Source organism: Kitasatospora sp. NPDC004614 (assembly GCF_042873675.1).
Lineage (GTDB): Bacteria > Actinomycetota > Actinomycetes > Streptomycetales > Streptomycetaceae > Kitasatospora.
Genome location: NZ_JBIALR010000001.1, coordinates 670,752 through 695,218 on the forward strand (window position 1 = coordinate 670,752; position 24,467 = coordinate 695,218).

A 24,467-nucleotide genomic window follows, 5' to 3' on the forward strand; every position below is an offset into this window, starting at 1 on the left:
GGCGGGCGTGGGGTGGGCCCTGCGGGGCAGGATGGGCGGGTCCGTGTCCGGACGGGGCGGACGGCGACCGGTCGGCGAAGGGGAATGCGATGAGCGACCACCACCACAACGTGCTGCTGCTCGGCTTCACCGACCAGGGGGCGGCCCGGCGGGCGTACGAGGATGCGATGCACCTGCCGGGGCTGCGGCAGCTCGCGGTGCTGGAGCGCAGTGCCGAGGGGATCGTCGACATTCCGGAGAGCCACATCCGCGGCGCCGGTGTGCCGACCGTCGGCTCGGGGCTGGTGGGCGGGCTGGTCGGGCTGCTCGGCGGGCCGATCGGGGTGCTGCTGGGCTTCGCGGCGGGGGCGGCGATCGGCAACGCGGCCGAGCAGACCGAGATGACCGACGGCGGCGCGGGCCTGATCGTGCTGTCGTCGCGGGTGGAGAGCGGGCGGGCGCTGCTGGTGGCCGACCTGGTGGAGCACGACAGCGCACCCGCCGACGAACTGGCCGCGAAGTACGGGGCCTCGGTGGAGCGGATCACCGCGGAGGAGTTCGCCGAGCAGGTGCGGGTCGCGAAGGAGAGCGCCAGCTGAGATCGGTCAGAAGTAGGGGCGGTAGCCGTCGCGGAGCTTGTCCAGGTCGCGCCGGTCGCGCTTGGTGGGGCGGCCGGTGCCGCGGTCGCGGAGGCCGATCTCGGCGGGGCGTTCGGTGCGGGGCGGCGGCGGGGGGCTGTGGTCGACGTAGCAGGTCTCGGCGACGGGGGCGCCGACCCGTTTGGCGATCGGCCGGACCACCTGGACGATCCGTTCCCGGCCCTCGACCCGCACGCGGACGTCGTCGCCCGCCTTGACGTGCTGCGCGGGCTTCGCGGTGGCCCCGTTCACCTTGACGTGCCCGGCCCGGCAGGCCGCGCCCGCCGCCGAGCGGGTCTTGATCAGCCGGATCGCCCAGATCCAGCTGTCGATCCGTACGCTCGCCTCGTCCGTACTCATGGGCCCGAGCCTAGCGCCGCGCGGTCCCCGCCATGGTTTCTGCAACTAGTTGCAGAGTTGGCCGGGCGCCCCCTACCGTTGGGTAACAAATCCGGACCGGAGGCGTCGATGACTGCTGCGTACCCCCACCTGCTGGCCCCGCTCGACCTGGGCTTCACCACGCTGCGGAACCGGGTGGTGATGGGTTCCATGCACGTCGGCCTGGAGGAGGCCGCGAACGGCTTCGAGCGGATGGCGGCGTTCTACGCGGAGCGCGCCCGCGGCGGCGTCGGCCTGATCGTCACCGGCGGCATCGCGCCCAACGAGGCCGGGCGGCCGTGGGGCGGCGGCGCCAAGCTCACCACCGAGCAGGAGGCCGCCGAACACCGCGTGGTCACCGACGCCGTCCACGCCGAGGGCGGCAAGATCGCCCTGCAGATCCTGCACTTCGGCCGGTACGCCTACCACGAGGACCTGGTCGCCCCGTCCGCCCTGCAGGCCCCGATCAGCCCGTTCGTCCCGCACGAGCTGACCGAGGAGCAGATCGAGCAGACCATCGAGGACTTCGCGCGCTGCGCCGAACTCGCCCGCTCCGCCGGGTACGACGGCGTGGAGATCATGGGCTCCGAGGGCTACCTGATCAACGAGTTCATCGCCCGGCAGACGAATCACCGCACCGACGGCTGGGGCGGCTCGTACGAGAACCGGATGCGCTTCCCGATCGAGACCGTCCGCCGGGTGCGCGAGCGGGTCGGCGCGGACTTCATCCTCGTCTACCGGCTCTCCATGCTCGACCTGGTCCCCGGCGGCTCCACCTTCGACGAGGTGGTGCGCCTCGCCGGGGAGATCGAGGCGGCCGGCGCCACCATCATCAACACCGGCATCGGCTGGCACGAGGCCCGCATCCCGACCATCGCCACCTCGGTGCCACGCGGCGCGTTCGCCTGGGTCACCAAGAAGCTGATGGGCAAGGTCGGCATCCCGCTGGTCACCACCAACCGCATCAACACCCCGGAACTCGCCGAGGAGTTGCTCGCCACCGGCCACGCCGACCTGGTCTCGCTGGCCCGTCCGATGCTCGCCGACGCCGCCTTCGTCAACAAGGCCGCCGCCGGCACCCCCGAGGCCATCAACACCTGCATCGGCTGCAACCAGGCCTGCCTGGACCACACCTTCAGCGCGAAGATCACCTCCTGCCTGGTCAACCCGCGTGCCTGCCACGAGACCGAACTCGTCCTCGCCCCCACGCAGTTGCGCAAGCGCATCGCCGTGGTCGGCGCCGGCCCCGCCGGCCTCGCGTTCGCTGTCTCCGCCGCCGACCGGGGCCACCACGTCACCCTGTTCGACGCCGCGAGTGAGATCGGCGGACAGCTGAACGTCGCCCGCCGCGTCCCCGGCAAGCAGGAGTTCGACGAGACGCTGCGCTACTACCGGTACGAACTCGCCCGCACCGGCGTCGAGTTGCGCCTCGGCGCGATGGCCGACGCGGACGCCCTGACCGGCTGGGACGAGGTCGTGCTCGCCACCGGCGTCACCCCGCGCACCCCCGAGATCGACGGCATCGACCACCCCAGCGTGCTCGGCTACCTCGACGTGCTGCGCGACGGCGCCAAGGTCGGCGACCGCGTCGCCGTGATCGGCGCCGGCGGCATCGGCTTCGACGTCGCCGAATACCTCACCGACCCGGGCACCGACTCCGACTTCCTCGCCAAGTGGGGCGTCGACGCCGACCACACCACCCCCGGCGGCCTCGCCACCCCCGCCCGCCCCGCCGTCCCGCGCAGCGTCCACCTGCTCCAGCGCAAGACCGGCAAGGTCGGCGCCGGCCTCGGCAAGACCACCGGCTGGATCCACCGCACCGAACTGCGCCACCGCGGCGTCGTCATGGTCCCCGGCGTCGAATACCGCCGCATCGACGACGCCGGCCTGCACGTGACCGTCGACGGCACCGAACAGATCCTCCCCGTCGACACCATCGTCCTCTGCGCCGGCCAGGAACCCCGCCGCGACCTCCTCGACACCCTCCGCGAGCGCGGCATCGAACCCCACCTGATCGGCGGCGCCGACCTCGCCACCGAACTCGACGCCAAGCGCGCCATCGACCAGGGCACCCGCCTGGCGGCGGCGCTCTGAGCCGACGTCAGCTGGAGTGAGCGAGTGGGCCGGGACGCGACCGCGTTCCGGCCCACCGGGCGTTCCGGGGCCGTGGTTCGGGCGGTGGTTCGGCGCGCAGGGCGGTCAGCGGGCCGGGTCGCCGGCCGGGCGTTCGAGGATCAGGCGGCCGGCGCGGTCGAGGACTTCGGTGCGGGTGCGGCCGGGGTGATCGGCGGCGAGGAAGTGGTTGCCGATGGCGAGGCAGAAGGCGAGCAGGCTACGGGCCTCGACCTCGTCAGGGTCGGTGCAGACAGTGCCGATGGCCTCGCGCAGTAGGTCCATGCGCCTGTTGTCCACGCGGCGCAGGCGTTCGGCGACGGCCTGATCGCGGCGGGCCCAGTCGCGGACGGCCAGGTCAATGGGGCGCAGGCGGTCGGAGAAGGTGAGCTTCCCGGCGCGGCGGGCCCTGGCGCGAGGGTCCGCGTCCTCGTGCCCGATCCGTTCGAGGACGTCGTCGGTGGCCTCGCGTTCCCAGGTGTCCAGCATCTCGGTCAGCAGGGCGTCGCGGTCGGCGAAGTAGCCGTAGAACCCGCCCTTGGTCACGCCGAGGGACTTGGCCAGGGCCTCGACGCGCACGGCGTCCACGCCGCCCGAGGCCAGGGTCTGCAGGCCGGTCTCGACCCACTTCTCGCGCGGTGTGCGCAGTGCGCCCATGGTGTGATCCACCTCATGATCTCCGCCGTTGTGCGGTGGCGTACAACGGGTCTAGCTTCGTTGTACGCCATCGTACAATCCGGGGAGGGCATCACCATGCCGTTCGGTTTCGTCGCCTACCACTACCCGAAGTCCGAGTACGTCGAGGAGTTCGTCGACCGCTGCCACCAGGTCTGCGAGGTGCTGACTCGGCAGCAGGGATTCCTTCGGGCCGAGGTCTGGGTCACCCCCGAGGGCGACGCCGTCGTCACCACCGGCGCGTTCGAGTCCCCGCAGGCGTTCCAGGGCGCGTTCGCCGCCGTGGGCCGTGAGTGCCCGGAGGTGGTCGTGTTCGACGAGCGCGAGCTCAAGCCCCGCCAGGTCCACACCCTGCTGTCGCGTCAGCAGTAGCTGAGCGGGCGACCCTGTCGCAGGCAGGCCGCGCCGGGAAGCCATGCCCGCGCCCCCTCGGACCGGCAGGTCCGAGGGGCCGCAGGTGTGCGGTCAGTACAGCGAGACGCCGTACGCGGCGGCGGCCGCCGTGACGGGCTGGAAGAAGGTGGTGCCGCCGGAGGTGCAGTTGCCGCTGCCGCCGGAGGTGAGGCCGAGGGCCTTGGTGCCGTCGTAGAGCGGGCCGCCGGAGTCGCCGCCCTCGGCGCAGACGTTGGTCTGGATCAGGCCGCGGACGGTGCTGCCGTCGGAGTAGCGGACGGTGGCGTTCAGGGCGGTGACGGTGCCGCCGTGGGTGCCGGTGGTGGAGCCGGTGCGCTTGACGGATTCGCCGACGTACGCGCTGGCCGCCGTGTAGCCGCCGGGGTGGCTGGTCGAGCTGTACTTCACCAGCGCGTAGTCGGTGCCCGGGAAGCTGGAGCTGACGGTGGAGCCGACCGCCGTGGACTGGCCGGAGTTGCTGTACCAGGTGCTGGCGATGTTGCCGCAGTGCCCGGCGGTCAGGAAGTAATAGACGCCGCCCTTGACCACGTTGAAGCCCAGCGAACAGCGGTAGCCGCCACCGTAGATGGCCGCACCCGCGGAGAGCAGTGGGTTGAATGTTCCTGCGGTGCGCTCGATCTTGAGGTGCTTCGTCCCGGCGGCCTTGCCGAGTTTGGCGAGCGCGGCGGGGCCGACGCTGCTGTCGGCCGTCACGACGACCTGGCCGGTGGCCTGGTCGGTGTGCCAGGCGATGCCGTTGACGCCGGCCTGCTCGACCGCGGTGCTGACCTGGGCCAGCGTGCCGGCGTCCGCGACGCCGTCGGCCGCGACGGCGCTGGGCGCCGCGAGCGCGGTCGCCGCGGCGAGGGCGACGGCGACGGCGAGCAGGCGTCCGCGGGACGGCGACGTGGGGGTGGTGCGCATGGTCCTCACAGTTCTCCTCCTGAGGGGTGGGGGAGGCCCGGGCAAGTGACGGGCCGTGAGGCGCGGGCAGGCGGCGATCGCGGACCGGTCGACTCGTGGCCCCAGTTCTGATCTGCCCCTGACAAGCGCTATCCCGGGAGTATTCGCCAGGAGTTGGAGCGGCACAAGACCCCCGACCGAGCTTTCCGGCCACCCGCACCGCCGCGCACCGGGGCCCACCAAGGCGCCGAGGACCGCCCAGCGAGTGGCGGCCCGTACGATCGCCGCATGTCACTGCCGCACGCGATCCTCACCGCCCTGCTGGAGAAGCCGTCCTCGGGGCTGGAGTTGACCCGGCGGTTCGACCGGTCGATCGGGTTCTTCTGGTCGGCGACGCACCAGCAGATCTACCGCGAGCTGGGGCGGCTGGAGCGCGAGGGGCTGGTGCGGGCGTCGGGGCCGGGGGCGGGGCGTGGGCAGCGCAAGGAGTACGAGGTGTTGCCGGCGGGGCGGGAGCGGCTGCGCGAGTGGGTCGGGCAGGCGCAGGACCCGAAGCCGATCCGGGACCCGCTCCTGCTGCGGCTGCGCGCCGCAGCGGTGCTCGGTGTGGACGGCTTGGAGGAGGAGCTGGCGCGTCACCGGGAGCTGCACCGGGCGCAGTTGGCCGAGTACCTGGAGATCGAGCGCCGCGACTTCCCGCCGGAGCGGGCGGAGGCGGAGAACCGCCTGCAGCACATGGTGCTGCAGGCGGGCGTCCAGCTGGAGTCGTTCTGGCTGGCCTGGCTGGACCAGGCGCTGGAACGGAGTTGAGCGAGGCCCGGGTGCCGGACGGCAGTTGGGCGCCGGTCAGACCAGTCGCGCCAGGTACCCGTTGTCCACCAGCCACCCGACGTTGATCCGCTCCGGCGCGCCGGGCACCAGTGCGGCGTCCAGCTGGTACTGGAGGCCGAGGCCGGGCTGCCCGAACCAGGGGGCGATCGGGCCGGAGTGCACGGTGAACGCCTTGAGCACCCGGTAGTCGTGGTAGTTGCAGCCCGCGGCCGGGTTGCCATCGAGGCTGGACGGCGGGATCGAGCGGGTGGCGTACGGCAGGCCCTCGGGGGCGAGGAAGGAGCCGTACTCGCTGCCGTAGCGGTCGATCGCCTGGCCGGGGTCGAGGGTGGTGTTGTACTCGATCGGGGTGCCGTCGGGCATCAGCACGTAGCCGTTGGACGGCGGGTACTTCCAGCTGCCGGCCGCGCTGTCGTAGTACGTGTTGAGGAACTGCTGCTCGCTCATCAGCCCGGTGCGCAGGTAGCCGAACAGCTGGCGGCCGACCGCTCCGGCGTTGGGCAGTTGGGCCGGGCCGAGCCGGGAGTCGCCGTGCCGGAAGTCGGCGGAGCACTCGGTGGTGACGGTGATCCGCAGCTCGGCGGGCGTCGCGGCGGACGCGACGGGGGCGGCGGTCGCGATCAGGGCGACGGCGGCGACGAGCGGGGCGAGGAACTTGCGCAGGCGCACGGACACTCCGGTGGGGGCGGCTGGACGGCAGGGGCGCGGCCGGTGACGGTCCGCACCTGAAGGCGTGCACCAGGTAAGCGGAATGTCTGACCATCAGTCAACTCTGCGTATCCGATCGACTGCCGAGAGTGTCGGCGTTTCGGTCAACCGCCGAGGAATCCTGGCGGGAATAGGCCGGGGTGGCATCCCGTTGCACGGGCTGGTTGAATGTTGAATCAACCGAGAAGGAGTTGAGAGCGGTGCAGTTCGGCATCTTCAGCGTCGGCGACGTGACCACCGACCCCACCACCGGTCGGACCCCCAGCGAGCACGAGCGGATCAAGGCGATGGTCGCCATCGCGCTCAAGGCCGAGGAGGTCGGCCTCGACGTGTTCGCCACCGGCGAGCACCACAACCCGCCGTTCGTCCCGTCCTCGCCGACCACCATGCTCGGCTACATCGCGGCCCGCACCGAGAAGCTGATCCTCTCCACCTCCACCACGCTGATCACCACCAACGACCCGGTGAAGATCGCCGAGGACTTCGCGATGCTCCAGCACCTCGCGAACGGCCGGGTGGACGTGATGATGGGCCGCGGCAACACCGGCCCCGTCTACCCGTGGTTCGGCAAGGACATCCGCCAGGGCATCCCGCTCGCCATCGAGAACTACGCGCTGCTGCACCAGCTCTGGCGCGAGGAGAACGTCGACTGGCAGGGCCGCTTCCGCACCCCGCTGCAGTCCTTCACCTCCACCCCGCGCCCGCTCGACGACACCCCGCCGTTCGTCTGGCACGGCTCGATCCGCAGCCCCGAGATCGCCGAACAGGCCGCCTACTACGGCGACGGCTTCTTCGCCAACAACATCTTCTGGCCCAAGGAGCACTTCCAGCGCCTGGTCAACCTCTACCGCGAGCGGTACGCGCACTACGGCCACGGCACCGCCGAGCAGGCCGTCGTCGGCCTCGGCGGGCAGGTCTTCATGCGCAAGAACTCGCAGGACGCGGTGCGCGAGTTCCGCCCGTACTTCGACAACGCCCCCGTCTACGGGCACGGGCCCTCGCTGGAGGAGTTCACCGAGCAGACGCCGCTGACCGTCGGCAGCCCGCAGGAGGTCATCGAGAAGACCCTGAGCTTCCGCGAGACCTTCGGCGACTACCAGCGCCAGCTGTTCCTGATGGACCATGCCGGACTGCCGCTGAAGACCGTGCTGGAGCAGCTCGACCTGCTCGGCGAGGAGGTCGTTCCGGTCCTGCGCAAGGAGTTCGCCAAGAACCGCCCCGCCGAGGTCCCGGACGGGCCCACCCACGCCGCGCTGGTGGCAGCCGGGCAGCAGGAGGAGGTCGCCAAGTGAGCGCGCTGAAACTGGTCGTGGTGACGGCGGGGCTCTCCGTCCCGTCCTCCACCAGGCTGCTCGCCGACCGCCTGGCCGGCGCCGCCGCCCGCGAACTGGGCGGTGCCGGGCGGGAGGTGGACGTCCGGGTGGTCGAACTGCGGGAGCTCGCCCGGGACATCGCGGACAACCTGGTCACCGGCTTCCCGCCGCCCGCGCTGCGCGACGCCGTGCGGGCGGTCGAGGAGGCGGACGGGCTGATCGCCGTCACGCCGATCTTCTCCGCCTCCTACAGCGGGCTGTTCAAGTCCTTCGTCGACGTGCTCGACAAGGACGCGCTGACCTGCACCCCCGTGCTGATCGCCGCCACCGGCGGCACCGCCCGGCACAGCCTCGCCCTCGAACACGTGATGCGGCCGCTCTTCGCGCACCTGCGCGCGGTGGTGGTCCCCACCGCGGTCTTCGCCGCCTCCGAGGACTGGGGCGCGAACGGGGCCGACGGCTCGCTGGCCGGCCGGATCGACCGCGCCGCCCGCGAACTCGCCGCCCTGCTGGCCGGGCGGCCCGCCGCGACGCACCAGGACGAGCAGGTTGTGCCCTTCGCGCAACAACTCGCTGCGCTACGAGGACAGTGACGGGCCCTCGATGCCCTATCTTCCGACCGAGAGCCCCGACACCCAGGAACCCCGACACCCAGGAGCGTGCGCCATGGAACCCCAGGTCACCGACAACACCGAACAGTCCCGCTTCGAGATCACCACCGACGCCGGACCGGCCGGATTCGCCGAGTACCAGCTCCGTGACGGCGGGCAGATCGCCTTCGTCCACACCGTCATCGACCCGGCCTTCGAGGGCCAGGGCCTGGGCGGCAAGCTGGCCCGCGCCGTCCTCGACACGGCGCGCGAGCGCGGCCTGGGCGTCCTGCCGTACTGCCCGTTCATCCGCGGCTGGATCGCCAAGCACCCCGAGTACGTCGACCTGGTGCCGGAGGACAAGCGCGCCAAGTTCGACCTCTGAGCCGTCGCGCGGACGGCGGACGGCGGGTGCCGGGGACGAGACCGGCGCCCGCCGCAGCATTTCGCCCGTCGCGCGCGACCCTGTATGCCGCTATGCCGCGGAACTTGACGGAATGTGTCAAACCGGGACTCACCGTGGACGAAACGTTCCTGCACAGCTATCGTCGCCGCTCGTGACCTTCTCCATCGTCGCTCGGCACGGAAACGCCTATGGCGTGGCCGTGGCCAGCAAGTTCCTCGCCGTCGGCGCCCTCGTTCCGGCCGCCGAGATCGGCACCGGTGCCCTCGCCTCCCAGGCCTGGGCCAACCTCGCCTACCGCCCGCAGGGCATGGCCATGCTGCGCAGCGGCGCCTCGCCCGCCGACACCGTCGCGGCGCTGCTCGCCGCGGACGGCGGGCGGGTGCACCGCCAGCTCGGCGTGGTCGGCCCGGAGAGCGCCGTCAGCTGGACCGGCGAGGAGTGCCTGCCCTGGGCGGGCGGGGTGTCCGGCCCGGACTACGCGATCCAGGGCAACATCCTGACCGGGCCGGAGGTGGTCGGCGAGATGGAGGCCGCCTGGCTGGACTCCGCCGAACTCCCGTTCGCCGAGCGACTGTTGGCCGTTCTCACGGCGGGTGACGCGGCCGGCGGCGACTCCCGCGGCCGGCAGAGCGCCGGGCTGTACGTGGTCGAGCCCGGCAAGGGCGTCGGCGGCTGGGGCGACACCTCGCACGACCTGCGGGTCGAGGACCACGCGGACCCGGTCGGCGAACTGCGCCGCCTGCTCGCCCTGCACGAGATCCTGCACGGCACCCCGGACCCGGACTCGCTGCTCGCGCTCGACGGCGAACTCGCCGACGAGGTCGGCGCGTTGCTCGCCAAGCTCGGCTACGACGAGCTCGACCGCTGGGCCGGGGTGGAGAACCTCGAGGGCCGCCTGGTCGAGGGCCGGATCGACCCGCTGGTGCTGAACCACCTGCGCACCGTCGCCGCGGGCTGACCGCGGCCGGGTCGGGGCGCAGTCGGGTTCAGGGCGTCAACTCCCTTGCGGCCGTCACCTCGTGCAGGTGGACCAGGACGTCGTATGCCGCGCCGACGGCGAGTTCCGGCAGGGGCGTCGTGAAGGTGGTCCCCGCGTCGTACGTCGGGCGCGGGGTCGCCAGCCAGTTGCTCGCTGCGGCGGGCAGCCGGCGCAGCGGCACGTAGTAGTCGACGTGGCGGACCTGGTCGAGGACGTACTCGACGCTGCCGGGCGCGGCGGGCGGGAGGCTGACCGGCCCCCACGCGCCGCCCGCGCCGTCGCCGGTGGTGAGGAAGGTGCCGCGGTCGAAGGTGGTGCCGATCGCGGTGTAGCGGTCGCCGAGGGCCTGGCGCAGCTGCGCGCCCTGCGGGTGCGGGTAGAGCTCCGGCATGGTGGAGGCGTAGCCGGCATGGCCGTTGTGCGCGGAGACCAGGATGCGGTGGCCGGTCCGCTGCTGCCACCACAGGACGTTGTGCGCCATGGCGCGGTCGCGGAGCTGCTCGGCGGCCGCGACCGTCGCCGGGTCGCCGGGGTCGATGGTGAGGAAGGCGAAGGTGTCGGCGATCACCCGGGCGTGCTGCTCGGCCCACGGGTCGCCCGCCGAGGACGCCAACTCGAAGGCCTTGCGGGCGAGTTCGGCGTTGGCGCGGCGCTCGGCGAGCGGGCGGCCGAGGTAGCCGAAGACGTCGTCCAGCGGGCGCAGCGGCGCGTACAGGTCGGTGAGCCGGGCCCGATCCTGGGGGCGGGCGAGGTCGAGGACGCGTTGGAAGACCCGGTCGCCGAGGCCGGGCAGGCCGAGGTCGTCGCCGAGAAAGTGGACGGAGCGGCCGGGGTGGCGGCGGTTGTGGTCCCGCATCCAGCCGATCAGGTCGGCGAACTCCTCGCGGTGCCACGGCGATCCGGCGAAGGCGCGGTCGGCGACCTGGCGGGCGTCGCCCTCGCCGCCCTGGAGGAACTCGTCGATCTCCAGGCCGGTGGTCCAGCTCGCCTCCAGGGCGAAGGCGGTGAAGCCGCGCTCCTCGACCAGGTGGCGGAAGAGCCGGTGCTTGAGCGTGAAGAACTCGTGGGAGCCGTGGGTGGCCTCGCCGAGGCCGACGACCAGCGAGTCGCCGATCAGGTCGCCGAGCGCCGCCAGGTCGGTGCTGCGGCCGCCCGGCGCGGTGGTGCGCAGGGGGTGCGCCGCGGCCTCCAACTGCTTGACCACGAGCAGTTCCTGGCGGTCCGTACGGTCGGCCGCGGCGGCGGCCGGGATGCGCAGCGCGGGGACGGCGAGGGCTGCGGTGGCCGCGGTGGTGGCGGCGAGCAGGCCGCGCCTGCTGAGGTGTCGGTGGTGAGCCGTCATGGTCGTGTCTCCGTGTCCGGGCCGCCGGGTGCGGCCCTGGTAACGATCATGGTTCGGCGGGGCGGTGCGACGCGCTGGGGCGTGCCGCCGGAAGGGTGCGGGGGAAATCCCCCGCACCGGGGGGTGGCTGCCCGGTGGGCCGACGTCACCGGCTCGGGGATGGCCGACGTCGGCCCGGGGGTCGTGCTACCGGAGCAGCGCCTTGGCGAGGTCCGCCTCCAGGTCGGCCGGGTCCTCCAGTCCGACCGACAGCCGCAGCAGGGCGGGGACGGGTTTGTGGGCGGCGGCGACCGGGCGGTGGGTGAGCGAGGCCGGGTGCTGGATCAGGGTGTCCACGCCGCCGAGCGAGACCGCGTGGGTGATCAGCTCGCAGTGCTCGGCGATCGCCGCCGCGTGCTCGAAGCCGCCCGCCGCCTCGAACGCCAAGGTGCTGCCGCCGCCGAGGAGTTGACGTCCGAGCAGCGGGGAGCCGGAGCGGCCGGGGTAGTGCACGGCCGTCACCTCGGGCTGCTCGGCGAGCCAGTCGGCGAGCCGGGCGGCGCTCTCCGAGGCGGCCCGCACCCGCAGCGGCAGGGTCTGCAGGCCGCGGTGCAGCAGGTAGCCGGCCAGCGGGTGCAGGATCGCGCCGGTGACGGCGCGGACCCGGCGCAGCCGCTCGGCCCACTCGGTGGTGCAGGCGACGGCGCCGGCCAGCACGTCGCCGTGGCCGCCGATCGACTTGGTCGCGGAGTGCAGCACCAGCGCGGCGCCGAACTCGGCGGGGCGCTGCAGCACCGGGGTGGCGAAGGTGTTGTCGACCATCAGCGGTGCGTCGCCGCACTGGTGGGCGATCGCGGCCAGGTCGACCAGGTCCAGGGTGGGGTTGCCGGGCGTCTCCACCAGGACGAGCCCGGTGTCGGGGCGGACGGCGGCGGCGACGGTGTCCGGGGTGGCCCAGGTGACTTCGGTGCCGAGCAGGCCGGAGTCCAGCAGGTGGTCCGAGCCGCCGTACAGCGGGCGCACCGCGACCACGTGCCGGCGGCCCTCCGAGGCGGCGGCCAGCAGGCAGGCGGTGAGCGCGGCCATGCCGGAGGAGAACGCCACCGCCTGGGCGCAGCCCTCCAGTTCGGCCAGCGCGTTCTCGAAACGGGCGACGGTGGGGTTCCACAGCCGCTGGTAGACCAGCCCGCCCTCGGCGGGCGGCCGTCCGCCGGTGGCCAGCGCCTGGTAGGCGTCGCCGCCGGCGGCGAGGTCGGGCACCGGGTAGGTGGTGGACAGGTCGAGCGGGGGGACGTGCGTGCCGAGGCCGGCGAGGTCGTCGCGGCCGGCGTGCACGGCTCTGGTGTCGAGTCGGCTCATGGCCGTTGATGGTGAAGTTGATGCCGCGAGAAGGCCAGAGGGACAATCGATCATTCGGTTCGGAGGGGGTGCGGTCTTGCGAATATTCGACCCGGGCCGCCACGCTGGTGGCGTGCCGAACATTCCACGGGCCCGCGCGGCGCTGGACGAGACCGACCGGGCGATCGTCCGGGCGCTGCTGGCGAACGCCCGGATGGCCAACAACGCGCTGGCGGAACTGGTCGGGATCGCCCCGTCCACCTGTCTGACCCGGGTGCGGGCGCTGCGCGAGCGCGGGGTGATCCGCGGCTACCACGCGGAGGTCGACCTGCCGGCCGTCGGGCTGTCGCTGCAGGCGATGATCTCGGTGCGCCTGCGGGCGCACACCGTGGAGCAGAACGGCAGTTTCCGGGCGGCGGCGCCCCAACTGCCCGGGGTGCTGGCGGTGTTCCACATGGCGGGCAGTGAGGACTACCTGCTGCACGTGGCGGTGGCCGACCCGGAGGCGCTGCGCTGCTTCGTGGTGGAGCACCTGACGACGCATCCGGCGGTCGCCCAGACCCGCACCAACCTGGTGTTCGAGCGGATTCCGGGCGCCACGCCCGCGATCTGAGGTCCGATACCACGCGCCGTCGGTCGCCCCCGCCGCAGGAGCCGTGCGGGGGTGGCGAGTTGTGGCCACTGTCCACCATCCGCCGCCGCATCCGGGGCCTTTCGGCCTTACCGTACTGGTTGACGGTAATCTGTCCGGTCCGTCCGGACGGGGCAGGGCTGCCGAGCCCCGGCGCGGCCGGACGACGGCGCTCCCGCTCCGACCCCGGTCGCCCCCGCTGTGAAGGGACCGACCATGGCTGTCGCGGACCCACCCCAGACTGTGCGGTACTGCCTGAGCCTGGCGACCGTACCCGCGTCCGTGCCCGAGGCGCGGCGCGGTGTGCGCGCCGAACTGGCCGCCCGCGGCCTGGACGCGGACCATCCGCTGACCGACACCGTGCTGCTGGTGGTCAGCGAACTGGTCACCAACACGGTCCGCCACGCGGCCGTGCGCTCGCCCCGCACCACACTCCAACTGGACTTCGCGGCGGACGAGTTGACGGTCCGGGTGCACGACCGGCACCCGCACTGCCCGCACCGCCGGGAGACGCCGCACCCGGACGGCAGCGGTGGCTGGGGCCTGAACCTGGTGCACGAGCTGGCGCAGCTCGCCGGCGGAGGCACCGCGACGCTGGCCGACGCGGACGGCGGCGGCAAGACCATGCTGGTGCGGCTGCCGCTCGGCTGAGCCCGGGGGAGGGGAGTTGGCGCGGGGCCGGCGCCGTGTCCCGGCGGACGCCGGTTGGGAAGACGATCGGAGGACGACCCCGCGGCCCCACTCTGCTGCATGCTCTCTGTTATTGCAAGTAAGTCGCAATAAGGACCGTGCCCGGCGACGGCCTCAGCAGCGGCGCAGCGCCCCCGGCACCCGCAGCGACTCCAGCGACGGATAGCCGTCCACCGCCATCAGCAGATCCGCCTCCGCCAGCAGCGACCGCAGCACGTGCACCACCCCCGCCTCGCCGCCCAGCGCCAGCCCGTACACGTACGGCCGGCCCACCCCCACCGCCGTCGCACCCAGCGCCAGCGCCTTCACCGCGTCCGCGCCGCTGCGCACCCCCGAGTCGAACAGCACCGGCAGGCCGTCCGCCGCCGCCACCGCCCCGGCCAGCGACTCCAGCGCCGGCAGCCCGCCGTTCGCCTGTCGGCCGCCGTGGTTGGAGCAGTAGACGCCGTCCACGCCCGCGTCCTTCGCCCGCCGGACGTCCTCCGGGTGACACAGGCCCTTCAGGATCAGCGGCAGCGAAGTCAGCGAACGCAGCCACGGCAGGTCGTCCCAGGTCAGCGGGTTGCCGAAGATCTGCACCCAGTCCATCACCGCGCCGCGCGGATCCCCGTCCGGGTCCTTGAGCCTCGCCCGGAACACCGGGTCCGAGGTGTAGTTCGCCAGACAGTGCCCGCGCAGCTGCGGGAAGCTGCCACTGCCCAGGTCGCGCGGACGCCAGCCCGTCACCCAGGTGTCCAGCGTCACCACGATGCCCTTGAACCCGGCCGCCTCCGCCCGGTGCACCAGCGACTCCGCGAGCGCCCGGTCGGTCGGCGTGTACAGCTGGAAGAACCCCGGGGTGTCGCCCAGCTCCGCCGCCACCCGCTCCATCGGATCCACCGACAGCGTCGACGCGACCATCGGCACCCCCGTGCGGGCCGCCGCCCGGGCCGCCGCCAGATCCCCGTGCCCGTCCGGCGCGCACAGCCCCAGCACCCCGACCGGGGCCATGAACAGCGGCGACGCCAACTCCAGACCGAACAGGTCCACCCGCAGGTCCCGCTCCTTCGCGCCCACCAGCATCCGCGGCACCAGCCCCCAGCGCTCGAACGCCGCGACGTTCGCCCGCTGGGTGTGCTCGTCGCCCGCGCCGCCCGCCACGTACGACCACACGTCCGGCGCCAGCGCCTGCTGCGCCCGCTCCGCCAGGCCCGCGAACGTCATCGGGAGCCTGGGCGCGACGCCGAACAGCGCCTCGAAGTAGATCTCGTTCTGGTAGTCGCCGAACTGCGGGGCCATCCGCGCTCCTCAGGGCTGGTTTCCGGTGGCGGCCACCCTCCATCCGCTACCGGCGGGTAGTCAAGGGCTCGCCGTCACGGGCCTGCCATCACGGGCCTGCCATCACGGACTCGCCGTCACGGGCTTGCCGCGCAGCACCAGCCGGGTCGGGACCGTCTCGGTGCGCGGCGGCGAGTCGTCCCCGTCCAGCCGGGCCAGCGCCAGCCGCACCGCCGCCGCACCCAGCTCCGCCGGGGCCTGCGCCACCGCCGACAGCGGCGGATCCAGCACCTCCGCCAACGGCAGGTCGTCGAACGCCAGCACCGCCACCTCGCGACGGCCCGCCCGGCCCAGCGCCAGCACCGCACCCGTCGCCGCGTTCACGTTCGACGCGAACAGCGCCGTCGGCGGATCCGGCAGCGCCAGCAGCCGCAGCACCGCGTCCGCCGCGTCCGCCGCCGTCCGGGCATCCGCGACCAGCACCTCGTCGACCGGGACGCCGGCCTCCGCCAGCGCGTCCCGGTAGCCCGCCAGGCGCTCCCGGCGGGTGTACAGCTCCGGCGGCAGATCACCCAGGAACGCCACCCGCCGGTGCCCCGCGCCCAGCAGCTGGGCCACGCCCTCGCGGGCACCCGCCCGGTTCGACGACACCACACAGTCCGCGTCCGGCCCCGGACGGTCCACGAACACCAGCGGCACCCCCGCCGCCCCCGCCTGCGCCAACGCCTCCCCGCCCGCCGCCGGCACCACCAGCAACGCCGCCGTCCGACGCGCCAGGAAAGCGCCCACCACCTCCGCCTCGCGCACCGGATCACCGCCCGAACACCCCAGCAGCACCGTCAGCCCACGCGCCCGCGCCGCCTCCTCCACCCCGCCCGCCAGCGCCCCGAAGAACGGATTGCCCAGATCCGGCACCACCAGCCCCACCGTCGAATCCGGGCCGCCCGTCCGAATGCTCCGCGCCAACAGGTTCGGCCGGAAACCCAACCGCTCCGTCACCGCCAGCACCCGCGCCCGGGTCGCCGCCGCCACCGGACCGTCCCCGTTCACCACCCGCGACACCGTCTTCGCACTCACCCCCGCCTCACGCGCCACATCGTGCAAGGTCGAACGCCGCTCCATCCCCACTCCCCGTTCCCGTCCCGCCGGCCCCACTGTCCCGCTTTCCCGCCGACCGTACCGCCGCCCTCCCGGCGGAAGATCCACCGGAGGTAGCCTGGCTGCGGGTGGTGACCATGCGAGCCAGCGACAACCCGACGTCCGGGACGACGATCCCCGAGGTCCCCTTCGCCGCGCCACCCGGCACACCGGCCGGCGTCGAAGTACTGACCCTCGCCGAACTGCGCGCCCGCCGCGACACCGCCGCCGACCGCGCCTTCCACCGCCCCCAGCGGCCCGCCTTCCACCACCTCCTCACCCTCGACAGCGGCACCCTCCACCACACCGTCGACTTCACCGAACACGCCGTCCACCCCGGCAGCTGGCTCTGGGTCCGGCCCGGACAGGTCCAGCAATGGGGCGAGCTCGACGACGCCGACGGCACCCTCGTCCTCTTCGAACCCGGCTTCCCCGACCCCGCGACAGTCGCCGCCGCCCGCCTCGACGACCCCTTCGCCGCCGCCGTCCTGCACACCACCGGCACCTCCCGCGACGCCCTCCGGCACGCGCTCCGCCACCTCGAACACGAATACGCCTCCGGCACCGACCTCCCCGCCGACATCCACCACGCCCTGCTCCGCCACTTGCTCGCCGCACTCCTGCTGCGCCTCGCCAACCCCGCCACCCCCTGCGGCAGCGCGACCGCCGAACCCGGCGAGACCTACCGCCGCTTCCGCCACGCCGTCGAACACCACTTCACCCGCACCCGCCGCGTCGAGGACTACGCCAAAGCCCTCGGCTACTCCCCCCGCACCCTCTCCCGCGCCACCCTCGCCGCCGCAGGCATCGGCGCCAAGGAATTCGTCGACCGCCGCGTAGTTCTCGAAGCCAAACGCCTCCTCGCCCACAGCGACACCCCCGCCGCCCGCATAGCCGACCACCTCGGCTTCGCCGACGCCGCCAACTTCGCCAAGTTCTTCCACCAACGCACCGGCACCACCCCCATCGCCTTCCGCACAGCGGTCCGTGGGACCGCGGAAGAGCCGTAACGGCGTGCCTTCGGCGGGGTGGGGGATTGGGGAGTTGTGCGCCTTCCGCACGGCGGTTCGGGGCACTGCGGAAGAGCCGTAATGGCGTGCCTTCGGCGGGGTGGGGGGTTGGGGAGTTGTGCGCCTTCCGCACGGCGGTTCGGGGCACTGCGGAAGAGCCGTGACGGCACGCCTTCGGCGGGGTGGGGGGTTGGGGAGTTGTGCGCCTTCCGCACGGCGGTTCGGGGCACTGCGGCAGAGCCGTGACGGCACGCCTTCGGCGGGGTGGGGGGTTGGGGAGTTGTGCGCCTTCCGCACGGCGGTTCGGGGCACCGCGGAAGAGGCGTAACGGCATGCCTCCGGCGGGGTGGGGGGTTGGGGAGTTGTGCGCCTTCCGCACAGCGGTTCGGGGCGAGGTGGAGGGGGCGTGGCAGTGCGCCTCCGGCGGGCGGTAGGGGGAGTTGCCCGTCTTCCGCGCAGCGGTGCGGCCCTGCGTGTGCGGCGTGGCGCTCCCCGCCGCCCTATGGCTGCGCGAAGCGCTGGGTTGTGGTTTCGGACGGCGGCGGGGTGCTCGGGTGGGTGGGGCGGGGCGGGTGAGGTCAGAGGGCGTTGCGGATGCGGGCCGCCGTCTCCGCCGCGTGAGCGTCGTCGCGGTAGTGGGTGCGGGGCCAGAAGAAGCCGCGCAGGCCGTCCTTGGGGTTGCGGGGGACGATGTGGGTGTGCAGGTGGGGGACGGACTGGCTGATCCGGTTGTTGGCCGCGACGAAGCTGCCGGCGGCGGCCGTGCCGCGTTCGACGGCGGCGGTGAGCAGGCGGACGCGGGTGTAGTAGGGGCCGGTCTCCGCGTCGGTGAGGTCGGTGAGGGTGGGGACGTGGCGGCGCGGGATCACCAGCAGGTGGCCGGGGAACAGTGGCCGGTGGTCGAGGAAGGCGTGGACGACGTCGTCGGCGAGGACGGTTTCGACAGTGACCTCGCCGGCCACGACACGGCAGAACAGGCAGTCCATCGTCCCAGCATCACGGCCGGGGCACGCCGCCGCGGGAAACGGCGCGCCCCGGCAGGACCTCTCGTCAGGCGTGCGCCCAGGACGGGGCGGCGACCAGCGCGACCAACTGTTCGTCGCTGAGTGCCGGGGCGGAGATTGCGTCCTGGTAGTCGGACCCGTGCGTCCACATCTTGATGGTGACCACGGTGTCGTCGGGGAGCAGCGCGCCCGCGATCCGCTCGGTGCTCCGGGCGTGAGCGGGGCCGTTGGGGCCGTCGACGAGGTGTCGCTGGACGAAGGTCAGGGTTCCGTCCGGGGTCCGGTTGATGCTCGCGGCGAACCCGAGGGTGTTGCGGAACCTGGTGGCCGGGTCGGCGGGGAAGCCCCGCTGCCAGCCGTGTTCGACAGAGACCACCACCGGGGTGGTGAGCCCCTGGTACGAGACCGTTCCGTGCACTCGTCCCGGGGTGTTCTGCGCGCCCGTGCCCGGGTCGAAGGTGGCCCCGGCGGGCAGCGCGGTGTGCAGGGCGGCGAGCACGGCGGGGCCGCCGACGGGCGCGGCGGGCGGCACGGTGGAGGCGGGCAGGACGGTGAAGGCCGGCCGCCAGGCGTCGGAGCTGGCCATGGCCAGCAGTCGTTCCAGGGTGAGTGGCGGTTGCTCGCGGGCCGGCTTGGTGCCCGGGTGGGCGGTGAAGCCGAGGCCGATCTCGGTGACGCTGACCACCCGGCCGTCGGGGGCGGCATATGTCACCGTCCAGGCGCGGTCGTCGCCCTCCCAGCGCGGGGCGGTCGTGGTGGTGACCACGCGCGAGCCGTCGGGGCGGGTGGCGAGTTGGCAGGTGGTGGTCGGCTGGGCGAGGGTGTCGGGGCACTGCAGGGCGGCGGCGCCGTCACTGAGCGGGGTGGGCAGTCGGTCGGTGGTCACCAGGACCGTGGCAGGACCGTTGCCGTCGTCGTAGTCGAGCCAGGCCATCGGGGTGAGGGCAGGCCGCAGCTCGTCGGGGGAGGTTCCCGAGGCCTTGCTGACCTGGCCGTCGGCGGGCATCAGCGAGATCAGGGTGTCGGTCATGAACGTCTCCCCGACGGGCGTGGCGGCTGGTGCGGGACGCGCGGGGGAGCGGTCGGGCAGCAGGGCCAGCGCGCAGCCGGCGGCGGCGACCAGGGCGAGCGCGGAGGCGCTGGCGGCCCGGCGGCGGCGCACCCGGGTGCGGCCTCGGCGTTCGGCGGCCAGCGCGAACAGCTCGGTGGGCGGTTCGGGGGCGGTGGCGGCGGAGGCCCGCAGGGCGCGGGCGAAGTCCTCTTCGGAAGTCATCGGCATTCTCCGGGAACGGTGCGGAGGGAACATCAGGGAGAGGAACCGGCCAGGAAGCAGGCGGCTCCGGAAAGAAAGGAGCGTCAGGGCCGGACGAGCTCGTCGAACTGCCCGCCGAGCCGGGTGCGCAGGCGGCTGAGTGCGCGGGAGGCGCGGGAGCGGACGGCGCTCGGGGTGAGGCGCAGCGCGGTGGCGGCCTCCTCGACGCCGAGGTCCTCCCAGTAGCGCAGGACGAGCACGGCCCGGTCCTGCTGCGGGAGTTCGGCGAGTGCCTGGAGCAGGGTGACGCGCAGTGCGGGGTCGGCGGTGGGTGCGGCGGATTCGGCGAAGGTGTCGGTGACGTGTTCGCGGCTGCTGCGCCGGCGCCGGTGGCTGAGGAAGGTGTTGACCAGGACGGTCCGGGCGTATCCGGCGGGGTTCGCCATCCGGGAGACCCGCCGCCAGCTGCCGTAGAGCTTGCCGAGCGCCTCCTGCGCGAGGTCCTCGGCGAGGTGGGCGTCGCCACCGGTCAGCAGGTAGGCGGTGCGTACCAGGTCGCGGCCGCGGGCGGCTGCGAAGTCCCGGAACTCGAGGGGTCCGCCGTCGGCCCCGATCGTCGTCGTGCTGTCCATGCCCCTCTAACGCGGTGGGCCGGTGTTCTTGTCGCACCGTCGAATAATCGGCAGCCGATTGGCAGTTGAGCACGACGAGGTCGCGCGGGGTGTCGAAAACGGACACCGGTGGGCAAAGTGTGACGATGTCGCGGTGACCACCACCAGCGAGCCCAGCCAGGCGGCGGCCCCGCCCGTCCTCGACCGGCGGCAGCGGAACGTCGTGTTCGGCACCATCGTGCTCGGCATGCTGCTGGCCGCCCTCGACCAGACCATCGTCGGCACCGCGCTGCCCACCATCGTCGCGGACCTCGGCGGCGCCGCGCACATGTCCTGGGTGGTGACGTCCTATCTGCTCGCGGAGACCGTCACCACCGCCCTGGTCGGCAAGTTCGGCGACCTGTTCGGCCGCAAGGTGGTCTTCCAGGTCTCCGCGATCGTCTTCATCACCGGCTCGTTCCTGTGCGGCCTGGCCACCAACATGACGCTGCTGATCGCCTGGCGGGCTGTTCAGGGCGTCGGCGCGGGCGGCCTGATGGTCACCTCGATGGCGCTGATCGCGGACGTCATCCCGCTGCGCGAACGCGGCAAGTACCAGGGCGCGATCGGCGCGGTGTTCGGCGTCGCCACCGTGATCGGACCGCTGCTGGGCGGGCTGTTCACCGACCACCTGTCCTGGCGCTGGGCGTTCTACGTCAACGTGCCGATCGCCGTCCTGGTGGTGATCGCGGCGGCCCGGAACATCCCGGTGGTCCGCTCCGCCGCACGCCCCGTCATCGACTACGCGGGCATCGCGCTGGTCGCGGTCGGCGCCAGCTCCCTGATCCTGGCGACCAGTTGGGGCGGCAACGAGTACGCGTGGAGCTCGCCCGTCATCATCGGCCTGTTCGTCGGCGGCGTGGTCGCGCTCGGCCTGTTCTGCTGGGTGGAGACCCGCGCCGCCGAACCCACCCTGCCGATGCGGCTGTTCCGCAACCCGGTGTTCACGGTCTGCTCGGTGCTCAGCTTCATCGTCGGCTTCGCCATGCTCGGCGCGATGACCTTCCTGCCGACCTTCCTGCAGTACGTGGACGGCGACTCGGCGACCGTCTCCGGCGTGCGGACCCTGCCGCTGGTGCTCGGCCTGCTGATCGCGTCGATCTTCAGCGGCAACACGGTGTCCAAGACCGGCCAGTACCGGATCTTCCCGATCGTCGGATCGCTGGTGATGGCGCTCGGCCTGTACCTGCTCTCGCTGCTCAACGCAGGCACCAGCGCCTGGCTGGCCAGCCTCTACATGTTCGTGCTCGGCACCGGCATCGGCCTGTGCATGCAGGTGCTCACCATCGCCGTGCAGAACACCGTCGACTACGCCGACCTCGGCACCTCCACCTCCGGCGTCACCTTCTTCCGCACCCTCGGCTCCTCGTTCGGCACCGCCGTGTTCGGCACCATCTACACCAACGCGCTGCGGACCAACCTGGCCAACGGCGTCGCCGCGGCCGCCCGGGCCACCGGCGAGAGCCCCGAACAGCTCGCCGTCCGCGCACAGAGCCCGCACGGCGTCCAGGGGCTGCCGCCCGGCGCGGCCGAACCGGTCATCCGGGCCTACGCCGACTCGCTGCACACCGTGTTCCTGTGGACGGTGCCGGTCGCGCTGCTCGGCTTCGTGGTCGCGCTCTTCCTCAAGCAGGTCGAACTGCGCGACTCGGCCCGCGCCACCTGCACCGACATGGGCGAGGGCTTCGCGCAGCCGTCCTCCGGGGACTCCGCCAAGCTGCTCGAACTCTCCGTCGCCAAACTCCTCGCCGGCGTCGGACTGGACACCGCCCGGCAGGTCGTCGGCTCCTCCGGCACCCGGCTCGACATGGCCGGCGCCTGGGCCGTCATGCAGGTCGACCTGTTCACCCGCAGCGTCGGCCACGCCACCCTCAACCTGATCGCCGGGCGCCGCCGGATCCCCCCGGAGGTCCTCCGGCCGGTGTTCGACCGGATGGTCACCGAAGGCTTCCTGGACGTCCACGGCGGCTTCTACGCGCACACCGAGGCCGGTGAGCGGGAGGCCCAGACCATCGGCCACGCCTGGTCCCAGTGGCTGTGCCAACGCCTGGAGCAGGACCGCGGCCGCCCCCGCAGCGCCGAACTGCGGGCCGCCGCCGACGCGATCGCCAAGCGCATGATCGTCGAGGACCTAGCCGAAGGGTTCCCGCAGAGCGGCGTGCCGACCGGCTCGCGCGCCTGAACCGCCGTCACGTCACCTCGGTGTTCGTCGGATCGGTGCCCCCGGCCTCACAGGGCGTCAGGCCGACCCGGCGGCGCCGTTCTCTAAGCTGGCCCCCATGCTCCTGTACGCCCCCGCGATCTTCTTCCTGCTGCTGACCGCCCTCGGCGTACGGCGCGACCGCCGCCGCTTCAGCAATGCCGTGTACCTCGGACTCGCCCTCACCTTCCTGGCGTTCGCGCTGCTCGCCACCCTCGGCCGGACCGACTCCGTGCTCGCGGAAACGGTCGTGATCGCGGTCGTCCTCGCCCCCGCCCTCGGCGTCCTGGTGCTCTCCGGGCTGCTGATCGCCAACGGCTTCAAGATGCTCCGCAAGGAAGGCCGCCGCCTCGGCAACCTGCTCTCGCTGCTCTGCGGCCTCGGCATCCTGGTGGTCGTCGCCCTGCTGATCGCCGCCACCCAGGCCGACTCGCCCGTGCTGGCGGTGATCGCCCGCACCACCTTCCTGCTCGCCAGCTACTTCTCCTTCCTCTTCCTCTGCTTCATCGGCTACGCCTACCTGTACGGCCGGCTGATCCCGCGCCAGGACGTCGACTACGTCGTGGTCCTCGGCTCCGGACTGATCGGCGGCACCCGCGTCCCGCCGCTGCTCGCCAGCCGCCTCGAACGCGGCCGCGCCCTGTACGAGCGCCAGGCCGCGAACGGCCGCCCGCCGCTGCTGATCACCTCCGGCGGCCAGGGCCCCGACGAGAAGCTGCCCGAGTCCCACGCGATGGCCGCCTACCTCACCGAACGCGGCTTCCCCGCCGACCGGATCGTCCTGGAGGACCGCTCCCGCACCACCGAGGAGAACCTCCGCTTCTCCCGCGAGCTGATGACCGCCGCGAACCCCGACTACCGCTGCATCGTGGTCACCAACAACTTCCACGCCTTCCGCGCCGCCATCCTGGCCCGCCAGGAATCGGTCAACGGCCAGGTCGCCGGCTCCCCGACCGCCGCCTACTTCTGGCCGAGCGCCACCATCCGCGAGTTCGTCGCCGTGACCGTCACCCACAAGTGGATCAACCTGACGGTCTGCGGGCTGCTCACCCTGGTCTCCGTCACCGGGTAGCGCAGGTCCGGGCGGCGGAGTGGTTCGGGGGCAAAGTTATGCTGGTCGCCTGCACCGTTCAACGCCCGGGGGATCTGTCGTGCCGCCCACCTACGCAAGTCTCCCGGGGCCGCCCCCGCGGCGCCGCCTGCGGACGCTGCTGGGTGCGGCGGCGGGGGTGCTGCTGCTCGGGCTGATACCCGCCGTGCGGCACGAGGCCGAGGCGATGGCCGGCGAAGGCGGGCCGGACGGGCCCCGGCTGACGGTGGCGACCTGGAACATGTGCGGGGAGACCGTCTGGGGCTGCGGCAAGTACGGCGGCGGCGACCAGAAGATCAAGGTGATGCGCTCGATGGCGCAGGACCACGGGGCCCGGGCGATCCTGGTGCAGGAGGCCTGCCGGGGCGACCTGGACCAGGCCCGGGCCGGGCTCGGCGCCGCCTGGCAGCTCGCCTTCCAGCCGTACGAACAGGCGGACGAGGCGGGCGCGACCACGCCCGTGGACTGCGGCGGCGGACGCGGCGACGCCGGCATCGGCATCCTGGCGGCCGCCCCGCTGACGGACATCGCCCCGGTCTCCGCCCCCCAGCCCGAAAAAGGCCTGCGCCGCGGCATCCTGTGCGCGACGGCCGGCAGCGGCCCGAGGCTCTGCGTCGCGCACCTCTCGCTGCCCCCCGCCGACCGGTCCGACCGCGCCGCCGAACTCCGCGACGACCAGCTGTCGGCACTGCTCAAGGCGGCCGGGACGGGCGGTTCGGTGTTCGGCGGCGACTTCAACTCCTCGCCGCCCGGCCCGAACAACAAGGACGCCTGGATCTGGCCGGCCGGCTACTTCGACACCGTCCAGGAGTGCGCCCAGCAGTCGCCGGACCAGCGCACGGGCTTCGCGCCCACCCACGAGAACGGGTTCAAGCTGGACTACCTGTTCACCGCGCTGCCCCGGCACGGCTGCTCCCGGCTGGACACCGGCTTCTCCGACCACCAGGCGGAGCTGATCACCGTCGCCGCCGCCCTCTGACGG

25 protein-coding genes are annotated in these 24,467 nt (G+C 73.0%); 14 read left to right on the forward strand and 11 right to left on the reverse strand.

The genetic code is table 11. The features are described from left to right. The first annotated feature begins 89 nt into the window (after positions 1 to 89). A complete protein-coding gene (locus ACFYST_RS02795) occupies positions 90 to 578 on the forward strand; it encodes a hypothetical protein (RefSeq protein WP_387859414.1) in 489 nt (162 codons plus the stop codon). Between the two features lie 6 nt (positions 579 to 584). On the opposite strand, the gene ACFYST_RS02800 is transcribed toward ACFYST_RS02795, so the two are convergent. Continuing rightward, entirely contained in the window at positions 585 to 977 is a 393-nt protein-coding gene (locus tag ACFYST_RS02800) for an RNA-binding S4 domain-containing protein (RefSeq protein WP_387635285.1), read from the reverse strand. A 108-nt stretch (positions 978 to 1,085) separates the two neighbouring features. Between ACFYST_RS02800 and ACFYST_RS02805 the strand changes: the two genes are divergently transcribed. Next, entirely contained in the window at positions 1,086 to 3,089 is a 2,004-nt protein-coding gene (locus ACFYST_RS02805) for an FAD-dependent oxidoreductase (protein ID WP_387859416.1), read from the forward strand. A 105-nt stretch (positions 3,090 to 3,194) separates the two neighbouring features. Here the strand turns inward: ACFYST_RS02805 and ACFYST_RS02810 are convergent, their stop codons facing one another. Then, entirely contained in the window at positions 3,195 to 3,764 is a 570-nt protein-coding gene (locus tag ACFYST_RS02810) for a TetR/AcrR family transcriptional regulator (RefSeq protein WP_387860073.1), read from the reverse strand. Positions 3,765 to 3,860: 96 nt separating this feature from the next. On the opposite strand from ACFYST_RS02810, the gene ACFYST_RS02815 reads away from it, so the two are divergent. Continuing rightward, a complete protein-coding gene (locus ACFYST_RS02815; RefSeq protein WP_387859418.1) occupies positions 3,861 to 4,154 on the forward strand; it encodes an antibiotic biosynthesis monooxygenase in 294 nt (97 codons plus the stop codon). Between the two features lie 93 nt (positions 4,155 to 4,247). Here ACFYST_RS02815 and ACFYST_RS02820 read toward each other — a convergent pair whose 3' ends face one another. Beyond that, a complete protein-coding gene (locus tag ACFYST_RS02820) occupies positions 4,248 to 5,099 on the reverse strand; it encodes a S1 family peptidase (RefSeq protein ID WP_387635254.1) in 852 nt (283 codons plus the stop codon). A 267-nt stretch (positions 5,100 to 5,366) separates the two neighbouring features. Here ACFYST_RS02820 and ACFYST_RS02825 point away from each other — a divergent pair, with 267 nt between their 5' ends. Then, on the forward strand, positions 5,367 to 5,888 hold the full coding sequence (locus ACFYST_RS02825; protein WP_387859420.1) for a PadR family transcriptional regulator: 522 nt from the start codon (positions 5,367 to 5,369) through the stop codon (positions 5,886 to 5,888). 36 nt (positions 5,889 to 5,924) lie between these two features. Here ACFYST_RS02825 and ACFYST_RS02830 read toward each other — a convergent pair whose 3' ends face one another. After that, positions 5,925 to 6,578: a TNT domain-containing protein gene (locus ACFYST_RS02830; protein ID WP_387859422.1), complete on the reverse strand. Its 654-nt coding sequence runs from the start codon at positions 6,576 to 6,578 to the stop codon at positions 5,925 to 5,927. 239 nt (positions 6,579 to 6,817) lie between these two features. On the opposite strand from ACFYST_RS02830, the gene ACFYST_RS02835 reads away from it, so the two are divergent. The 4 genes from ACFYST_RS02835 to ACFYST_RS02850 all read left to right on the forward strand — a co-directional run bounded on the left by ACFYST_RS02835 (position 6,818) and on the right by ACFYST_RS02850 (position 9,884). After that, positions 6,818 to 7,909 carry an LLM class flavin-dependent oxidoreductase gene (locus ACFYST_RS02835; protein ID WP_387859423.1) on the forward strand — a complete coding sequence of 364 codons (1,092 nt, stop codon included), beginning with the start codon at positions 6,818 to 6,820 and terminating at the stop codon, positions 7,907 to 7,909. A 5-nt stretch (positions 7,910 to 7,914) separates the two neighbouring features. Next, on the forward strand, positions 7,915 to 8,523 hold the full coding sequence (locus tag ACFYST_RS02840; protein WP_387860076.1) for an FMN reductase: 609 nt from the start codon (positions 7,915 to 7,917) through the stop codon (positions 8,521 to 8,523). 73 nt (positions 8,524 to 8,596) lie between these two features. Beyond that, positions 8,597 to 8,905: a GNAT family N-acetyltransferase gene (locus tag ACFYST_RS02845; protein WP_387859424.1), complete on the forward strand. Its 309-nt coding sequence runs from the start codon at positions 8,597 to 8,599 to the stop codon at positions 8,903 to 8,905. A 172-nt stretch (positions 8,906 to 9,077) separates the two neighbouring features. After that, positions 9,078 to 9,884, forward strand: coding sequence for a DUF1028 domain-containing protein (locus ACFYST_RS02850; protein WP_387859425.1), 807 nt, complete (start codon positions 9,078 to 9,080; stop codon positions 9,882 to 9,884). 28 nt (positions 9,885 to 9,912) lie between these two features. Here the strand turns inward: ACFYST_RS02850 and ACFYST_RS02855 are convergent, their stop codons facing one another. Together ACFYST_RS02855 and ACFYST_RS02860 are read right to left on the reverse strand one after the other, a co-directional pair. Next, positions 9,913 to 11,247, reverse strand: coding sequence for an erythromycin esterase family protein (locus tag ACFYST_RS02855; RefSeq protein WP_387859427.1), 1,335 nt, complete (start codon positions 11,245 to 11,247; stop codon positions 9,913 to 9,915). A 186-nt stretch (positions 11,248 to 11,433) separates the two neighbouring features. Further along, positions 11,434 to 12,585 (reverse strand): trans-sulfuration enzyme family protein, encoded by a 1,152-nt coding sequence (locus ACFYST_RS02860; RefSeq protein ID WP_387859428.1) that lies wholly within the window; start codon positions 12,583 to 12,585, stop codon positions 11,434 to 11,436. 112 nt (positions 12,586 to 12,697) lie between these two features. Between ACFYST_RS02860 and ACFYST_RS02865 the strand changes: the two genes are divergently transcribed. Then, a complete protein-coding gene (locus ACFYST_RS02865; RefSeq protein ID WP_387635235.1) occupies positions 12,698 to 13,177 on the forward strand; it encodes an Lrp/AsnC family transcriptional regulator in 480 nt (159 codons plus the stop codon). Positions 13,178 to 13,411: 234 nt separating this feature from the next. Continuing rightward, positions 13,412 to 13,846: an ATP-binding protein gene (locus ACFYST_RS02870; RefSeq protein WP_387635233.1), complete on the forward strand. Its 435-nt coding sequence runs from the start codon at positions 13,412 to 13,414 to the stop codon at positions 13,844 to 13,846. Positions 13,847 to 13,999: 153 nt separating this feature from the next. Here ACFYST_RS02870 and ACFYST_RS02875 read toward each other — a convergent pair whose 3' ends face one another. After that, the gene (locus ACFYST_RS02875) at positions 14,000 to 15,163 is read right to left on the reverse strand and encodes an alpha-hydroxy-acid oxidizing protein (RefSeq protein WP_387859430.1); all 1,164 of its coding nucleotides are present in this window, start codon (positions 15,161 to 15,163) and stop codon (positions 14,000 to 14,002) included. Positions 15,164 to 15,265: 102 nt separating this feature from the next. After that, positions 15,266 to 16,270 (reverse strand): LacI family DNA-binding transcriptional regulator, encoded by a 1,005-nt coding sequence (locus tag ACFYST_RS02880; protein ID WP_387859432.1) that lies wholly within the window; start codon positions 16,268 to 16,270, stop codon positions 15,266 to 15,268. 107 nt (positions 16,271 to 16,377) lie between these two features. Between ACFYST_RS02880 and ACFYST_RS02885 the strand changes: the two genes are divergently transcribed. Then, positions 16,378 to 17,289 carry a helix-turn-helix domain-containing protein gene (locus tag ACFYST_RS02885; RefSeq protein ID WP_387859433.1) on the forward strand — a complete coding sequence of 304 codons (912 nt, stop codon included), beginning with the start codon at positions 16,378 to 16,380 and terminating at the stop codon, positions 17,287 to 17,289. A 578-nt stretch (positions 17,290 to 17,867) separates the two neighbouring features. Here the strand turns inward: ACFYST_RS02885 and ACFYST_RS02890 are convergent. The 3 genes from ACFYST_RS02890 to ACFYST_RS02900 all read right to left on the reverse strand — a co-directional run bounded on the left by ACFYST_RS02890 (position 17,868) and on the right by ACFYST_RS02900 (position 20,177). Beyond that, positions 17,868 to 18,275: an HIT family protein gene (locus ACFYST_RS02890; protein WP_387859435.1), complete on the reverse strand. Its 408-nt coding sequence runs from the start codon at positions 18,273 to 18,275 to the stop codon at positions 17,868 to 17,870. A gap of 64 nt (positions 18,276 to 18,339) precedes the next feature. After that, positions 18,340 to 19,566, reverse strand: coding sequence for a hypothetical protein (locus tag ACFYST_RS02895; RefSeq protein WP_387859436.1), 1,227 nt, complete (start codon positions 19,564 to 19,566; stop codon positions 18,340 to 18,342). An 83-nt stretch (positions 19,567 to 19,649) separates the two neighbouring features. Further along, entirely contained in the window at positions 19,650 to 20,177 is a 528-nt protein-coding gene (locus ACFYST_RS02900; protein WP_387635220.1) for a SigE family RNA polymerase sigma factor, read from the reverse strand. Positions 20,178 to 20,310: 133 nt separating this feature from the next. On the opposite strand from ACFYST_RS02900, the gene ACFYST_RS02905 reads away from it, so the two are divergent. The 3 genes from ACFYST_RS02905 to ACFYST_RS02915 all read left to right on the forward strand — a co-directional run bounded on the left by ACFYST_RS02905 (position 20,311) and on the right by ACFYST_RS02915 (position 24,464). Next, complete coding sequence (locus tag ACFYST_RS02905) at positions 20,311 to 22,377, forward strand: MDR family MFS transporter (RefSeq protein WP_387859437.1); 2,067 nt, start codon at positions 20,311 to 20,313, stop codon at positions 22,375 to 22,377. A gap of 97 nt (positions 22,378 to 22,474) precedes the next feature. Next, on the forward strand, positions 22,475 to 23,467 hold the full coding sequence (locus ACFYST_RS02910; RefSeq protein ID WP_387859438.1) for a YdcF family protein: 993 nt from the start codon (positions 22,475 to 22,477) through the stop codon (positions 23,465 to 23,467). 79 nt (positions 23,468 to 23,546) lie between these two features. Continuing rightward, the gene (locus ACFYST_RS02915) at positions 23,547 to 24,464 is read left to right on the forward strand and encodes an endonuclease/exonuclease/phosphatase family protein (protein ID WP_387859439.1); all 918 of its coding nucleotides are present in this window, start codon (positions 23,547 to 23,549) and stop codon (positions 24,462 to 24,464) included. Positions 24,465 to 24,467 lie beyond the last annotated feature (3 nt).